At 71.8% G+C, this 14,321-nt stretch carries 14 protein-coding genes and 1 pseudogene; 9 read left to right on the top strand and 6 right to left on the bottom strand.

The window, feature by feature from the left end; translation table 11 throughout:
* Positions 1 to 311 precede the first annotated feature (311 nt).
* Positions 312 to 1,517: an NADH-quinone oxidoreductase subunit D gene (locus KFLA_RS32055; protein ID WP_012924002.1), complete on the bottom strand. Its 1,206-nt coding sequence runs from the start codon at positions 1,515 to 1,517 to the stop codon at positions 312 to 314.
* 49 nt (positions 1,518 to 1,566) lie between these two features.
* Between KFLA_RS32055 and KFLA_RS32050 the strand changes: the two genes are divergently transcribed.
* Both KFLA_RS32050 and KFLA_RS36950 read left to right on the top strand, forming a co-directional pair.
* On the top strand, positions 1,567 to 2,055 hold the full coding sequence (locus tag KFLA_RS32050; protein ID WP_012924001.1) for a PH domain-containing protein: 489 nt from the start codon (positions 1,567 to 1,569) through the stop codon (positions 2,053 to 2,055).
* Positions 2,043 to 3,530 carry a PH domain-containing protein gene (locus KFLA_RS36950; RefSeq protein ID WP_148256788.1) on the top strand — a complete coding sequence of 496 codons (1,488 nt, stop codon included), beginning with the start codon at positions 2,043 to 2,045 and terminating at the stop codon, positions 3,528 to 3,530. Before KFLA_RS32050 ends, KFLA_RS36950 begins: the two co-directional genes overlap by 13 nt.
* 95 nt (positions 3,531 to 3,625) lie before the next feature.
* Here KFLA_RS36950 and KFLA_RS39160 read toward each other — a convergent pair.
* Both KFLA_RS39160 and KFLA_RS32035 read right to left on the bottom strand, forming a co-directional pair.
* Positions 3,626 to 4,000: pseudogene (locus tag KFLA_RS39160) on the bottom strand (SAM-dependent methyltransferase); the annotation flags it as partial.
* A gap of 271 nt (positions 4,001 to 4,271) precedes the next feature.
* Positions 4,272 to 4,844, bottom strand: a complete 573-nt coding sequence (locus KFLA_RS32035; protein ID WP_012923998.1) for a 2'-5' RNA ligase family protein — start codon at positions 4,842 to 4,844, stop codon at positions 4,272 to 4,274.
* 121 nt (positions 4,845 to 4,965) lie between these two features.
* Between KFLA_RS32035 and KFLA_RS32030 the strand changes: the two genes are divergently transcribed.
* Genes KFLA_RS32030 through KFLA_RS32010 form a run of 5 tightly spaced genes read left to right on the top strand, consistent with a single transcriptional unit; the run spans position 4,966 to position 9,969 of the window.
* Positions 4,966 to 5,826, top strand: a complete 861-nt coding sequence (locus KFLA_RS32030) for a Rossmann-like and DUF2520 domain-containing protein (protein ID WP_012923997.1) — start codon at positions 4,966 to 4,968, stop codon at positions 5,824 to 5,826.
* Positions 5,823 to 6,650: a pantoate--beta-alanine ligase gene (panC, locus tag KFLA_RS32025; RefSeq protein ID WP_012923996.1), complete on the top strand. Its 828-nt coding sequence runs from the start codon at positions 5,823 to 5,825 to the stop codon at positions 6,648 to 6,650. The genes KFLA_RS32030 and panC overlap by 4 nt, the downstream gene beginning before the upstream one ends.
* Before the next feature lie 22 nt (positions 6,651 to 6,672).
* Positions 6,673 to 8,343 carry an L-aspartate oxidase gene (locus KFLA_RS32020; RefSeq protein WP_012923995.1) on the top strand — a complete coding sequence of 557 codons (1,671 nt, stop codon included), beginning with the start codon at positions 6,673 to 6,675 and terminating at the stop codon, positions 8,341 to 8,343.
* A gap of 4 nt (positions 8,344 to 8,347) precedes the next feature.
* On the top strand, positions 8,348 to 9,205 hold the full coding sequence (gene nadC, locus KFLA_RS32015; RefSeq protein WP_012923994.1) for a carboxylating nicotinate-nucleotide diphosphorylase: 858 nt from the start codon (positions 8,348 to 8,350) through the stop codon (positions 9,203 to 9,205).
* The gene (locus KFLA_RS32010) at positions 9,205 to 9,969 is read left to right on the top strand and encodes a type III pantothenate kinase (RefSeq protein WP_012923993.1); all 765 of its coding nucleotides are present in this window, start codon (positions 9,205 to 9,207) and stop codon (positions 9,967 to 9,969) included. The genes nadC and KFLA_RS32010 overlap by 1 nt, the downstream gene beginning before the upstream one ends.
* 1 nt (position 9,970) lies before the next feature.
* On the opposite strand, the gene KFLA_RS32005 is transcribed toward KFLA_RS32010, so the two are convergent.
* Both KFLA_RS32005 and KFLA_RS32000 read right to left on the bottom strand, forming a co-directional pair.
* Entirely contained in the window at positions 9,971 to 10,531 is a 561-nt protein-coding gene (locus tag KFLA_RS32005; RefSeq protein WP_012923992.1) for a carboxymuconolactone decarboxylase family protein, read from the bottom strand.
* Positions 10,532 to 10,657: 126 nt separating this feature from the next.
* Positions 10,658 to 11,059 carry a TIGR03668 family PPOX class F420-dependent oxidoreductase gene (locus KFLA_RS32000; RefSeq protein ID WP_012923991.1) on the bottom strand — a complete coding sequence of 134 codons (402 nt, stop codon included), beginning with the start codon at positions 11,057 to 11,059 and terminating at the stop codon, positions 10,658 to 10,660.
* Positions 11,060 to 11,145: 86 nt separating this feature from the next.
* Here KFLA_RS32000 and KFLA_RS31995 point away from each other — a divergent pair, with 86 nt between their 5' ends.
* A complete protein-coding gene (locus tag KFLA_RS31995) occupies positions 11,146 to 12,435 on the top strand; it encodes a hypothetical protein (protein ID WP_012923990.1) in 1,290 nt (429 codons plus the stop codon).
* Positions 12,436 to 12,439: 4 nt separating this feature from the next.
* Here KFLA_RS31995 and KFLA_RS31990 read toward each other — a convergent pair whose 3' ends face one another.
* Entirely contained in the window at positions 12,440 to 13,012 is a 573-nt protein-coding gene (locus KFLA_RS31990) for an ArsR/SmtB family transcription factor (protein ID WP_041289576.1), read from the bottom strand.
* Positions 13,013 to 13,068: 56 nt separating this feature from the next.
* Between KFLA_RS31990 and KFLA_RS31985 the strand changes: the two genes are divergently transcribed.
* Positions 13,069 to 14,313, top strand: coding sequence for an MFS transporter (locus KFLA_RS31985; protein ID WP_012923988.1), 1,245 nt, complete (start codon positions 13,069 to 13,071; stop codon positions 14,311 to 14,313).
* Positions 14,314 to 14,321 lie beyond the last annotated feature (8 nt).

Below are 14,321 nucleotides of genomic sequence, written 5' to 3'. Positions count from 1 at the left end.
GCATCGCCTCCCGCCAGCCAGCAGTGGTAGGCCGCCAGGCCGCCCTCCCGCGCCGTCCGCAGGTCCGGACGCTACCCGCCAGCGCCGAAGCTGTCGGTTCAATGCGACAGCGCCAAGTTCGCGCGATAGTGCCGAGGGCGTGCGACAGCGCCGGAGGCCGCGCGACAGCGGCAGTCAACCGGGTGGGTGGGAGCACGGCGACGAAGAAGCCGCGCGTGGGCTGGATCACCTGCACCACCGACAAAGGAGCCGCGCATCGGGCTGGACCACCCGAACGAAGGCCCGCACAACCCGGCGTACGGAAAGCCGGCCTACTTGTCGATGTCCCCCACCACGAAGAACATGCTGCCGAGGATCGCGATCATGTCCGCCACGATCGTGCCCGGCAGCATCTCCGGCAGCACCGAGATGTTGTTGAAGCTGGCGGACCGCAGCTTCAGTCGCCAGGGGGTCTTGTCGCCGCGGGACACCAGGTAGTACCCGTTGATGCCCAGCGGGTTCTCGGTCCAGGCGTACGTCTGCCCCTCCGGCACCTTCAGGATCTTCGGCAGCCGCACGTTCACCGGCCCTGCGGGCATCGCGGCCAGCCGGTCCAGGCAGGCGTCGATCAGGTCGAGCGACACCTTCACCTGCTCCAGCAACGCGGCGAACCGCCCGAAGCAGTCGCCGTCGGACCGCGTCACCACCCGCAGTACGCCGTCCCGCGCCAGCTCGTCGTAGGCCAGGTACGGCTCGTCCCGCCGCAGGTCCGCGTCCACCCCGGAGGCCCGGGCGATCGGCCCGGACACCCCGTACGCCGCGATCAGCTCCGGCGACAACCGGCCGACGCCGACCGTCCGGGCCCGGAAGATCTCGTTGCCCAGGACAAGGTTCTCGATGTCGGGCAGCCGGCTCCGGACCGCGGCGGAGGCGGCGGACGCGCGCCCGAGCCAGCCGTACGGCAGGTCTTCCTTCAGCCCGCCGACGCGGTTGAACATGTAGTGCATCCGGCCGCCGGACAGTTCCTCCATCACCGCCTGGATCGTCTCCCGCTCGCGGAACGCGTAGAACACCGGCGTGATCGCCCCGAGCTCCAGCGGGTAGGAGCCGAGGAACATCAGGTGGTTCAGCACCCGGTTCAGCTCGGCCAGCAGGGTGCGCATCCAGACCGCCCGGACCGGCACCTCCAGCCCCATCATCCGCTCGACCGCCAGCACCACCCCGAGCTCGTTGGAGAACGCGGACAGCCAGTCGTGCCGGTTCGCGAGCACGATGATCTGCCGGTAGTCGCGCACCTCGAACAGCTTCTCCGCGCCGCGGTGCATGTAGCCGATGATCGGTTCGCAGCCGACGATGCGTTCGCCGTCCAGGGTCAGCCGCAACCGCAGGACGCCGTGCGTGGCGGGGTGCTGGGGGCCGATGTTGAGCACCATGTCGGTGGTCGGCATTTCCGAGCCCGTACCGGTGCCGCCGCGCTCGTACAGCGGGTCCAGCCCGGCCGCTCCGGCGCCGATTCCGACGACTCTTTCCGCACTCATGTCTCCCAGTGTCCCGCAACCGGGACCACGGACGTGACAGGCTTGACCCGTGGACGACCTCTTCGCACCGTCGGATGTCAGCTGGACGCCGGTCTCACCGAAGCTCGCGGCGGTCCGCCGGGTGACCGCGGCGATCACGTTCGGCCTGCTCGCGATCGCCGGTCTGCTGGTGCTCGGGCTGACGGTCGACTGGCTGTACGGCGGTCTGTGGCTGCTGCTGATGCTGGCCGGGTTCGCCTGGTCGTGGCGGATGATCGGCCGCAACCAGCAGTCCTGGAAGTACGCCGAGCGCGAGGACGAGCTGCTGGTCAGCCACGGCATCCTGTTCCGCCAACTGGTGGTCGTGCCGTACGGCCGGATGCAGTTCGTCGACGTCGCGGCCGGTCCGCTGGAGCGGTCGTTCGGCATCGCCACGGTGGAGCTGCACACCGCCACCCCGGCGACGGACGCGAAGATCCCGGGCCTGCTCCCGGACGAGGCGAGCCGATTGCGCGACAGGTTGTCCGCGCTCGGCCAGGCGCAGGCGTGGGGCCTGTGACCGAGCCGGCCGCACCACCGCCCCAGCCTCAGCCGGAGCCGCAGTCCCAGCTCCAGCCGCAGTCCCAGCCGCAGCCCGTGCCGGTGACCGAGCGCGAGGGCGACCGGCTGCACCCGCTGACCCCGTTCGTGAAGGGCTGGGGGTACTTCGTCGTCGCGGCGCTCGCGATGGTCAACAACGAGGGCCTGCGCAGCAACCTCAGGATCGCTGGGTTCGCCCTGCTCGGCGTGCTGGTCGGCGGCATCGCGCTGGGCGCGTTGTCGTGGTGGTTCACCAAGTGGCAGCTGACCGAGGACGCGGTCCGGGTGGACAGCGGCTTCCTGTTCCGGCGGACCCGGATCATCCGCTTCGACCGGATCCAGGCGATCGACGTCGCCCAGCCGTTCGTGGCGCGGTTGTTCAACATGGCCGAGCTGCGGATGGACGTGGCCGGCGGCAGCCGCAGTGACGGCAAGCTGAGCTACTTCACCTCCGAGGACGCCGCCAAGCTGCGCGGCACCCTGCTGGTCCGCGCCAAGGGCCGGGAGGCCGCCGAGGAGACGCTGCAGGCTCCGGAGCAGGAGTCGCCGCCGCTGCTGGTCGTTCCGACCGGTCGGCTGCTCGGCGCGACGCTGCTGTCGTCCACTGTGCTCGGCAGTCTGGCTGGTCTGATCTGGCTGATCGTCGCTACCACGGTGTTCGAGTTCCACGTCGGTCTGTTCGCCGGTCTGCCGCTGCTGCTCGGTGTGGTGCAGCCGATCTGGAAGCAGGTCGTCGGCAACCACCAGTTCACGCTGCACGAGACCCGCGACGGTCTGCGCACCAAGCGCGGCCTGTTCGACCTGCAGCGGCAGACAGTCCCGCCGGGACGGGTCCAGGGCCTGCTGATCACCGAGCCGCTGATCTGGCGCCGCCTCAACTGGTCCCGCGTCGACCTGGACATCGCCGGTGTCGTCGGCGGCGTGTCAGGCGACGGCGAGGAGGAGCAGAACGGCGTCCAGCTGCTCCCGGTCGGCACCCGCACCGAGGTCGCGGGTGTGCTCGCGCGCGTCCTTCCCGGGTTCGACCTGGCTCAGATCGAGCTGCACCGGGCTCCGCGCCGCGCGAGGTGGCTGCGGCCGATCGGCTGGCGCTATCTCGCCTACGGCGCCGACGACCAGGTGCTGGTGACTCAGCGAGGCTGGGTGAGCCGCAAGACCTCCGTGGTGCTGCACCACAAGACCCAGTCGGTCCGGGTCCAGCAGGGGCCTCTCCAGCGCCGCCTGCGCCTTGCCAACGTGCACGTCGACACACCGCAAGGCCCGACCGACGCCATCGCGCTGCACCGCGACCCAGCCGACGCAGCGAACCTGCTGGAGGCTCAGACCACCAGAGCCCGCGAAGCACGCCGTACGACGTCCGCTCCGCTCCCGGTCCAGACCCAGCCGAACGCGCCGAGCCCGGCGGAGTCCAGCAGCTCAGCGGCCTCGCCGGCGGACGACAGCTCGGCGATGTAGCGCAGCGGGTCGGTCCGGGCCAGCTCCTGGCTCGGACGCCCCGCTGAGACCCCCAGGGCACGCAGTGCGTCCCGCTGGGTGGTGATGGTGCCGCCCAGCGAGTCCAGCGCCACGTGCGCGGTGATGTCGCAGGAGCCGTCCGGCACCGGCTCGCACTCCCGTCCGCCGCGAAAACCGGTCAGTGTCCCGTACGCCGGCCGGCCGGCCCGGACGTGTCCGTAGTCGATCGCGACGGCGAGTCCGTCGTCGAGCCGGGACACCACGTCGGCCCACGCCGCGTCCCGCGTCACGCCGATCTCCGCCCGGTCGCCGGGCTCCGCCAACGGCCACCACCGCTCGAGCCAGGCCAGATCTTTGCCCTCGACAACCTCACCCGGACCGAGATCGGCGAGCAGGTACCGTGGTACGCCGTCGTCGGCGAGCTCGGCGAGCTCGCACGGCACGTTGTCGAGCCACTCGTTGGCGATCACCAGCCCGGTCAGGGCCGGCGGCAGCACGTCGTCCAGCTCGATGCCGGTCACCGTCAGCTCGGGAGCAAGGACCTCGACGGCCTTGCCCAGTTCGCCGGAACCGGCGCCGATGTCGGTGATCTGCCGCGCGCCGATCTCCCGCGCCAGCCGGACCACCGCGGCGGCGAACAGCGGCGAGGCGTGCACGGAGGTCCGGAAGTGGGCGCTTGGTCGTTCCCGCCGGTAGAAGCCGTCGGAGCCGTACAGCGCCTCGTCCCAGGCCTCCCGGAAGCTACGCACCGGACCCGAGCGGGACGGAGCCGATCAGCTGCCAGACCCGGTCCTCGCCCTCGCGCCAGATGGTCAGGTCGTCCAGCAGCACGGCCGGCGGCGGCTCGACGGCGAGCGCCTCCTCCGCCTCGGCGACCACCTTCGGCCCTCCTTGACCGGCCGCGCAGATGGTCAGGTGCGGGTGCGGGTCGAGATGCTTGCCGCCGTACGGCGGGCACTCGGGGAAGGCGAAGAGCACGGCGTTGGTCAGGGCAAGGATCTCGTCGTACGGCTCGGGCAGCAGCCACGCCGTACCGTCCTCGAACCGGCCGGCCGACGAGAACGAGACCTCGAACGGGATCACGTCCGCGACCGCGTCGGTGAGCCGCTGGACGTCGTCCGGCGACGGGTCGGTCACCCAGGGAACCAGGACCGTCACGTGCGGTGGAACCCGTTCGCTGAGCGGCAGATCGGGCCGGTCGGCGGAGTACGAGACCGAGCGCCAGCGGTCGGTGAACTCGGCGAGCTCCGGCAGCGCGACCAGGATCGCGGTCGGTCCGGTCGGCTCAGGCCAGACGGGGTCGAATCTGCTCACGCCTCATGCTCCCACCTGTGACCCACGACTCCACCACATTCCACCGATGAGCACTACGCTGACCCCAACCGCACCAATCGTCCGGTACCCGCACCACGGGACTGGAACGTAGAGAGTGGACATGGAACGCATCGGCATCATCGGAGCCGGGCGGGCCGGCAGCGCCCTGGGAGCAGCCTTGGCGTCGGCCGGGTATCCCGTCACCGGCGTCAGCGCGCGCTCGCGGGTTTCGCTCGACCGGGCCGCCGAGCTGCTCCCGGACGTCCCCGTGCTGCCGCCGGACGAGGTGACCGCCCGCGCGGACGTCGTCCTGCTCGGCGTACCGGACGACCGGATCGGGACCGTGGCGGCCACGTTGCCGCTGGCACCGGACCAGTACGTCGTCCACCTGTCGGGCGCGCACGGGACCGCCGTGCTCGGTGACGTCGCCGCGGTCCCGGTCGCGCTGCACCCGTCGATGACGTTCCCGGGCGGAGCCGTCGACCTGCGCCGCGTCGTGTTCACCGCGACGGCGCCGCCGGCGGCCGAGGACCTCGTCGAGCGGCTGGTGAAAGGGCTCGGCGCCTCGGTCCAGTGGATCGGCGAGCAGCACCGCGCGCTCTACCACGCGGGCATCGTGCACGGCGCGAACCACCTGATCACGCTGGTCGCCCAGGCGCTCGACCTGCTGCGGGAGACCGGGATCGCGGATCCCGCGGGCACACTTCGCCCGCTGCTGACCGCAAGTCTCGACAACACGCTGCGGTCCGGTCATGATGCGCTGACCGGGCCGATCGCACGCGGCGACGTGGACACGGTGGCTGCCCATCTCGCCGTACTGCGGGGCCGCACGGCGAGCACGTACGCCGAGCTGGCCCGGGCCACGGTGGAACGGGTGACGGACGACGGGCGGATCGACGCCGCCACCGCCACCCGGTACGCCGAACTGCTGGACCGGCAACAGGCGCCGGAGCGGGATCGGACACGGGAGGCACCGCGGTGAGACTCACCCAGACGAAGGCCGAGCTGCGGGCGGCCGCGGCGGTCCGCCCCCGGGCGGTCGTGATGACGATGGGCGCGCTGCACGACGGGCACGCGGCGCTGCTCGCGGAGGCCCGGGAACGGGTCGGACCGGACGGCAGCGTGGTGCTGACGATCTTCGTGAACCCTTTGCAGTTCGGGCCGACCGAGGACTTCGACCGGTACCCGCGCACGCTGGCCAGCGACCTGGCGATCGCCAAGACCGAAGGCGTCGACCTGGTCTTCAACCCGTCCCGCGACGAGCTCTACCCGAACGAGCCGTCGATCACCGTGCACCCCGGCCCGCTGGCCGACGAGCTGGAGGGCATGGTCCGGCCGGGCCACTTCGGCGGCGTGCTGACGGTGGTGGCGAAGATGCTGCACCTGACCTCGCCGGACCTGGCGCTGTTCGGTGAGAAGGACTACCAGCAGCTCACGCTGATCCGGGAGATGGTCTGCGACCTGGACTGGGACGTCGACATCGTGCCGGTGCCGACGGTGCGCGAGCCCGACGGCCTGGCCCTGTCGTCGCGCAACCGCTACCTCGACGAGACCGAGCGGGACGAGGCGCTGGTGCTGTACCGCGCGCTCACCGCGGGCGCGAAGGCGGGCATGCACGGCCCCGACGCGGTGCTGGCCGCGGCCCACGCCGAGCTGGAAGCCGTACCTTCGGTGAAGATCGACTACCTGGCGTTGCGGGCGCCCGATCTGGGCCCGGTGATCGGCCCCGGCGAGGCCCGGATGCTGATCGCCGCCCGGGTCGGCACCACCCGTCTCATCGACAACATTTCCATCACCTTGCGGTGACAAGCATTGATACCGTCGCGGGATGACTGTGCATTCCGCGCCTCCGGTACCGCAGCGCCTGGCGGCGCCTGAACCCGGCTGGACCGACACCGTCGACGTGGTGGTGATCGGTTCGGGCATCGCCGGGCTGACGGCCGCGCTGAAGGCTCGTGAGTTCGGCTCCGTGCTGGTGGTGACCAAGGACGTCGTCGCGTCGGGATCGACCCAGTGGGCGCAGGGCGGGATCGCGGCCGCGCTCGATCCGGAGGACACGCCGGAGGAGCACCTGCAGGACACCCTGGTGGCCGGAGCCGGCTTGTCCGACCCGGCGGCGGTCCGGGCGCTGGTGACCGAAGGGCCGGACGCCGTCCGGGACCTGATCGCTCTGGGTGCCCGGTTCGACACGCTGGCCGGCGGCGACCTGTCGCTCACCCGCGAGGGCGGCCACCACCGCAACCGGATCGCGCACGCGGGCGGCGACGCGACCGGCGCGGAGATCGAACGCGCGCTGGTCGCGGCGGTCACCCGGGCCGACGACATCCGGATCATCGAGCACGCGCTGGTGCTCGACCTGCTCCGGGCCGAGGACGGCGCGGTCGCCGGCGTCACCCTGCACGTGATGGGCGAGGGGCAGCTCGACGGCGTCGGCGCGATCCGCAGCCGCGCGGTGATCCTCGCCTCCGGCGGCCTCGGCCAGCTCTACGCCGCGACCACCAACCCCAGCGTGTCCACCGGCGACGGGATGGCGCTCGCGCTGCGGGCCGGCGCGAAGGTGCGGGACCTGGAGTTCGTCCAGTTCCACCCGACCGTGCTGTGGCTCGGCAAGAGCGCGAAAGGCCAGCAGCCGTTGGTGTCCGAAGCGGTCCGTGGCGAGGGCGCGTTCCTCGTCGACCACGAGGGCAACCGGTTCATGCAGGGCCGGCACGAGCTCGCCGACCTGGCGCCGCGCGACGTGGTGGCGAAGGCGATCATGCGCCAGATGCTTGCTACCGGCAAAGATCACGTGCTGCTCGACGCCCGGCACTTCGGCGACGAGAAGTGGCGCGTCCGTTTCCCGACCATCCTGGCGTCCTGCCGGTCGCACGGCATCGACCCGGTCCGCGAGCTGATCCCGGTCGCGCCGGCCTGTCACTACTCGTCCGGCGGCGTCTGGACCGACCTGCACGGCCAGACCTCGGTGCCCGGCCTGTACGCCTGTGGCGAGGTCGCCTGCACCGGCGTGCACGGGGCCAACCGGCTGGCGTCCAACTCGTTGCTGGAAGGGCTGGTCTTCGCCCGCCGGATCACCGACTCGCTGGCCGCCGAACTGCCGCCGCTGCGCGAGCTCGCCGTGGACCACCGGGTCCCCGGCCTGGTCGACGCGGACGTCGTACCGGAGCTGCAGCGGGTGATGACGGTCGGCGCCGGGGTGATCCGGAGCGCGGCCGGGCTGGCCGACGCCGGCGAACGGCTCGGCAAGCTGATCGAGCAGCCGGCGACCGATCCCGGCACGCCGAGCTGGGAGGCGACCAACCTGGCGACGGTCGCGTCGGCCCTGGTCGCGGCCGCCACCGTGCGCGAGGAGAGCCGCGGCTCGCACTGGCGTGAGGACCACCCGGATCGCGACGACGCGCGCTGGTCGGGCAATCTGGACCTCACGTTGCCGGGGGACGGCCGGTCCGCCCGGCCGGCCACGGCCTTCGTGGCACTGAAGGAAGCATCAGAGGGGAAGTAGCGCCATGGATGACACGCTCGACAGGCGGTGGGTCGAGGACCTGGTCCGGGCCACCATCGAGGAGGACCTGGCCGGCGGTGTCGACGTCACCACGACGGCCACCGTCGACGAGCAGCAGATCTCGGTCGCCGAGCTGGTCGCTCGCGCGGACGGCGTGGTCGCGGGCCTGCAGATCGCCGAACTGGTGATCCGGCTGGTCGCGGGTGCGGACGAGGTCGAGATCGAGCACTCCGTCACCGACGGCAGCGCGGTCAGGACCGGCGACGTGCTGCTGACCGTGCGCGGCAAGACCCGCAAGCTGCTCACCGCCGAACGCACCATGCTCAACCTGGTCTGCCACCTGTCCGGCGTCGCGACGCTGACCCGGCGCTGGGTGGACGCGGTCGAGGGCACCGGCGCGGTCATCCGGGACACCCGCAAGACGATGCCGCTGCTGCGCTCGCTGGAGAAGTACGCCGTACGCTGCGGTGGCGGGCAGAACCACCGGATGGGGCTGTCCGACGCCGCGCTGATCAAGGACAACCACGTGATCGCGGCCGGCGGGGTGGCGGAGGCCTTCCGGCTGGTGCGCAAGGCGTACCCGGAGATCGCGGTCGAGGTCGAGGTGGACTCCGTCGACGACGCGCTGATCGCGCTGGAGTCGGGTGCGGACCTGATCCTGCTGGACAACATGCCGGTCGAGCAGCTGCGCGAAGCCGTCGAGAAGATCGCGGGCCGGGCCCGGCTCGAGGCCTCCGGCGGACTCACCCTCGAGGTCGCCCGGGAAGTGGCCGAAACCGGCGTCGACTTCCTCGCCGTCGGTGCGCTCACGCACTCCGCCCCGGTCCTCGATCTCGCCCTGGACCTGCAGGACGCGTCCTGATGCTGCTGGCCGTCGCCGTCGAGAACAGCCGCACCCTCGTCGGCCTGGTTTTCGAGGGCGCCGTCAAGCGGCACTGGTGGGTGGGCACCGACCCACGCCGTACGGCGGACGAGTGGGCGGTGCTGCTCGGCGGCCTGCTGGCCGGCGAGGCGCCGGTCGCCGGCATCGCGGTCTGCTCGGCCGTTCCGCACGTCCTGCACGAACTGCGCGACGTGGTCGCGCGCTACTACGCCGACCTGCCGAGCGTGGTGCTCGAGCCGGGCGTGAAGACCGGCCTGCCCGTGCTGGTCGACAACCCCCGCGAGGTCGGCACCGACCGGATCGCGAACGCGCTCGCCGCGGTCAACCGCCACGGCTCGCCCTGCGTCGTCGTCGACATCGGTACGGCGACCACGGTCGATCTGGTCAACCCTGCCGGCGCCTTCGTCGGCGGCGCCATCGCGCCGGGCATCGAGACCGCGACCGACGCCCTCGGCGAAGCCGCCGCCCAACTGCGCCGGGTGGAACTCGTCCGCCCCCGTGCCGCGCTCGCCAAGAACACCGTCGAAGCCCTGCAGTCCGGCGCCATCTTCGGCTTCACCGCGCTGGTCGACGGCCTGGTCACCCGCATCCTCATCGAGCAGTCGCTGGCTCCCGGCTCAGTACCGGTGGTCGCCACCGGCGCCTTGGCCGCGCTGATCGTGCCGGAGTCGACGCTGATCACCCACCACGAGCCGTTCCTGCCCTTGCTCGGGCTGCACCAGGCGTTCGCCCGCAACCACTAGCTCAGGGCTGCTCGATCTCACGCCCGACAGTGAGCGCTTCCCGAAGCTGCTGGGGGAGCGAGCGATAGGCGGCGTCCGGGGTGGTGCCGGTCGCGTCGAGCGTCTTGCTGAAGAAGCACCGCGCGGCCGCCGCGAGCGCGACGTCGAGCACGTCCTCGTCGGACAGTCCCAGCGCCAGCAGGCGATCGACGTCTGCCTGCGTGATGCGGTCGGCGCTCACCGCGACCTTCCGCGCGAAGGCCATCACGGCCTGGTCGACCGGATCAGCCGGCTCGCCGACCACCAGGCCGGCGACCTCGTCAGCGGTGAAGAACTGCTCCGCGAGCGCCTGCCCGTGCGCCAGGCTGCAGTAGCTGGATCTCAACGCCGTCGCCGCCGCCAGCGTGGCGAGCTCGTACCGCCGCAGGTCCATGGACGTCTTGATCGCCCCGTTGAGCTGCTTCCACGCGTCGTACACGGCAGGCCGCGCCGCGAACGTCCGCACGAAGTTCGGCACGTGCCCCGCCGGCGCGCGGTTGTGCTCGAAGAACTCGCCGTCCTCGGCAGTACGGATGAAGGCCATCGCGATCCCCCCCCGGTTGGAGTGCTTGGACCGAGTGTCACCCCACCTCCTCGACTGCAACAAGACGCGCGGACAGCACCCTTCGGTTTCGTCGCGCTTCCTGAGACGCCGGAGACTCGCGACCAGCTAGCTCGCGGACCAGCCGGTCCAGTGGTCGACGTGGGCGACGATGAACGGGCCGGCTGGTGAGGTCTCGGCGTACTGGGGGTACTTCGCGGCCAGGCCGTCGGTCGGGTGCGTCGGTACGACGGCGGCTGTGCAGTCGGCTCGGATCCACCACAGGTGGGTCCAGTCGGGGGAGTAGTGGTCGACGAGCAGGGTGGCTTTCGGGTTTTCGGTGAGGTTGCGGAGGCGGCGAAGGTTGCGGGTCGTTTTCGGCTTGTGGTCGACGGCGACGACCACCACGTCGTCGGTCAGGGTGAAGGTGACCGGGACGAGGTGCGGGCGCAGGTCGGAGCCGGTGGTGGCGAGCACGGCGCGGTCGGCGGCGGCGAAGCGGGCGCGGCAGATCCGGGTGGGGAGTATCACGATTCGGCCCTCCTGCTAGGCAGCCCGGGGTGTCAACTATGTATGGTCAACGCGGTTCAGGTTGTCCGCGAGGCAGGTGAGGTGCGATGAGCGGGGTACGGTCGCCGCTTGCCGTCGTGACCGGCCTGTTGCTCGCCGTGACGGCGCTGACGGCGTGCACGTCGGACCCGGTGCCGACCGGGGTGACGGTCGGCTGGGACGAGTCGCGCAGCGCGGTCCAGGTCAGCTGGACCGACGACAACGCGCCGAACCGGATCTCGATCGAGGGCGTGGTGTCCACCAGCCCGTCGTACGTGAAGTACCTGCCGGCCGACGCGCAGAACTCCTGGGCGATCCCCACCTCGGCGTTCCCGGCCGACGGCAACTACCGGGTCGCCGTCGCGATCGGTACGTCGCAGGGCGGGGTGACCAGCAAGCCGGCCCGGTCGCCGATGTTCGACACCGACGGCCCGCTGCGGCCGGCTGAGGCGGTCGCGACGCCGCAGGGCCGCAACGTGGTGGTGACCTGGCGGGTGCCGCCGCCGGCGCAGGACTTCACCCCGGGCGACCCGCTCGACCTGCCGGCCGGCAGCCAGTCGTACACGCCGGTGATCGGCAGCAACGGGCAGCCGTTCCGGCCGGTCGGCGCGGCCACCACGAAGACCCGGCTGGTGCTGAAGAACGTCCGGCCGCCGTACTACTTCCAGCTCCGCGCCCGCAACGAGTGGGCCTCGCTGACCGGGGCCGAGATCGCCGGCCGGACCAGCGCGACCTCGGTGGCCGTGCCGACGCTGTGGACGTTCGGCAAGCAGATGCTGATCCGTGGCCGGACGATCCAGCAGGAGGTCAGCTGCGGCGGAGCTCGTTGCTCGCTGCAACAGACGACGTCGGCCGGGTTGCCGGTCGTGATGCTGGCGCAGAACCGCCCGGGCGGTCCCTGGGTCCAGGCCGGCCGGTCCACCACCCAGCCGGGCGGACACTTCCAGGTCCGGGTGAACACCGGCGCCACCCGCTCGTACCGGGCGTACGTACCGCTGAACAGCCGGGTCGGGGCGTTGTCCAGCGCGTCGAGCAGCAAGGCGTTCCTGACCCGGACCAGGCTGCTGATCCAGGGTGCGGGCTACGCGGGCGGCAACGTGCACAACCGCAACGCCGTGGTGAAGGCGGTGGTGGTGGTCCGGCCGGTGGTGAACAGCACGGCGATGCTGCAGTTCTGGAACGGGCGGGCCTGGGGCAACGTGCGCGGTACCCCGATGCGCAACGGACGGGCCGAGATCAGCTTCCGGGCCACCCGTCCGGGCACGTTCGCCTACCGCTTCCTGGTCCCCGGTACGACGTACCAGGGCACGCCGGTCTACGGCACCGCGACCCCCAGCCTGGTCATCCGGGTCCGCTGACCGCCTAACCCGCGTCGGCCGGCGGCTTGCCGAGCGGGACGACGGCCAGCAGGGTGCCGACCTGGCGGGCGTCGGCCGGGTGGTCGGTCTGTGAGCGGCCGTGCCGGTACCGGTCGAGCAGAGCCGTCAGGTCTTTGCCGAGTTGCTCGGTCTCGGCCCGGGTGAGCCAGAAGCTGCCCCGGCTGAGCTGGGCCAGGTCGTCCCACGGGTCGTCGTCGGGCAGCTCGTCGAACTGCTCGAGCAGCCGGTTCACCCCGGTCCGGACCATCGCCCGGCGGGCCAGCCGGCCGGCGACGGTCGGCTGCGACGAGATGACCAGGCTCTTGGCCGGCGCCCGCCAGGGCCGCTCCCGGCCGTCGGCGGAGGTGTCGGCGCGTTCGATGACGCCCCAGCGCGACAGCGCCCGGAGGTGGTAACTGGTCGCGGACGGCGTGAGTCCGGCCAGCTCGGCGCACTCGGTCGCGGTCAGCACCCGGCCGCTGTAGAGCTCCTCGATGATGCGTTGCCGCGCCGGGTGGGCCAGCGCCCGGATCGCGCGCGGATCGGTGAGTACGACCCGCTTCTTCTTCGCCGCCACGGGCCTAGCGTAGCCCCTGTTGACGGTCACTGATGTGAAGCATTAACTTCATAACTATGAAGCAACCACTTCACGGTTCACTGTGGTCCCGGCCTGACGTCCGGCTGGTCCTGCCGGCCCGCGCCCTCTCGTACGCCGGGGACGCGGTGGCGCTGGTGGCGCTCACCCTGCGGGTCTCGGCCGACAGCGGCCCCAGCTCGTTCGCGATGACCGGGCTCCTGCTGGCCTTCGCGCTGCCGACGGTCCTGATGGTCCCGTTCGCCGGGCGGATCGTGGACTCCCTCGACTCGCGGACGGTCCTGGTCTCGGCCTCGCTGCTGCAGGCGGCGGCCGGTGCCGGGCTCGCCCTCGCGGACGGTCTGGCCGCCACCCTGGCGCTGGTCTGCGTGCTGCAGGTCGGGCAAGCGGTGGCCGGTCCGGCCTGGGCTGCGCTGATTCCCCGGATCGTCGGCGAGGAGCTGATCGGCCGGGCGACCGGTGCGAGTCAAGCGCTGACCGGGGTCGCGACCATCGCGGGCGCGGGGATGGGCGGATTGCTGGTGGCCTGGCAGGGCGACACCGGTGCGCTGCTGGTCAACGCCGCCACCTTCCTCGGTCTGGCCGTCGTCGCCTGGTTGGTGCGGACCAGGCGGCGCCCGGATCCGGGCGGACCGGCGTACGCCGGAGGAGCTCTGGCGGGTGTGCGGAGTCTGCTCGGTGACCAGTTGCTCCGGGTGCTGGTGCCGGGGCTGTGGCTGTTCATCCTCGCGGCGGAGGCGCTGAACGTGGTGGAGGTCTACCTGCTCACCGGCGACCTGGGGCTCGGTCCGGTCGGGTACGGCCTGATTGGGGCGGGTCAGGGGGTCGGCGCCGTCGCCGGTGCCTGGTGCACGGGCCGCCTCGGGGCGGACCGAGCCCGCGCCCTGGCAGTGGTCGCCGGGACGGCGCTCATCGGTGCGGCCGCCCTGCTCATGGGGCTCACCCAGATCCTGGTCCTGGTGGCTTTGGGCGCGGTCGGGATGGGCTTCGCCGCGGGCGTGCTGAACACCGGCACCAGCACCCTCGTCGTGACCCGTACGCCGGAGGCACTGCGCGGCCGGGTGATCGCTGCCCTGGCCGGTTCCACCCGGGCCTGCAGCCTGGTGGCGTTGCTGCTCGGCGGTGCCGCCGGAGCCCTGCTCGGCCCGCGCGGGACGTTCCTGGCCTCGGGCGCGGCCTGCGTCCTGCTGGCCGTCGTGATGGTGGTGCCGGTGCTTTCGGCGCTGCGCCGGGAGCCCGGGGCGGCGAGAAACGATTCGGTCTCGAAGGTGGTCAGTCACTAGCCTTTGCC

This window comes from Kribbella flavida DSM 17836, assembly GCF_000024345.1.
GTDB classification, from domain to species: Bacteria; Actinomycetota; Actinomycetes; order Propionibacteriales; family Kribbellaceae; genus Kribbella; species Kribbella flavida.
The sequence above is the reverse complement of the archived record's forward strand: the minus strand, read 5'-3'. Positions and strand labels throughout refer to the sequence as shown.

What these genes read in the sequence shown, in the direction of transcription:
- KFLA_RS32055 (WP_012924002.1), bottom strand. Translation starts at nt 1,517, where the DNA reads ATGAGTGCGGAAAGAGTCGTCGGAATCGGCGCCGGAGCGGCCGGGCTG.
- KFLA_RS32030 (WP_012923997.1), top strand. Translation starts at nt 4,966, where the DNA reads ATGGAACGCATCGGCATCATCGGAGCCGGGCGGGCCGGCAGCGCCCTG.
- KFLA_RS32020 (WP_012923995.1), top strand. Translation starts at nt 6,673, where the DNA reads ATGACTGTGCATTCCGCGCCTCCGGTACCGCAGCGCCTGGCGGCGCCT.
- nadC (WP_012923994.1), top strand. Translation starts at nt 8,348, where the DNA reads ATGGATGACACGCTCGACAGGCGGTGGGTCGAGGACCTGGTCCGGGCC.
- KFLA_RS32010 (WP_012923993.1), top strand. Translation starts at nt 9,205, where the DNA reads ATGCTGCTGGCCGTCGCCGTCGAGAACAGCCGCACCCTCGTCGGCCTG.
- KFLA_RS32005 (WP_012923992.1), bottom strand. Translation starts at nt 10,531, where the DNA reads ATGGCCTTCATCCGTACTGCCGAGGACGGCGAGTTCTTCGAGCACAAC.
- KFLA_RS31995 (WP_012923990.1), top strand. Translation starts at nt 11,146, where the DNA reads ATGAGCGGGGTACGGTCGCCGCTTGCCGTCGTGACCGGCCTGTTGCTC.
- KFLA_RS31985 (WP_012923988.1), top strand. Translation starts at nt 13,069, where the DNA reads ATGAAGCAACCACTTCACGGTTCACTGTGGTCCCGGCCTGACGTCCGG.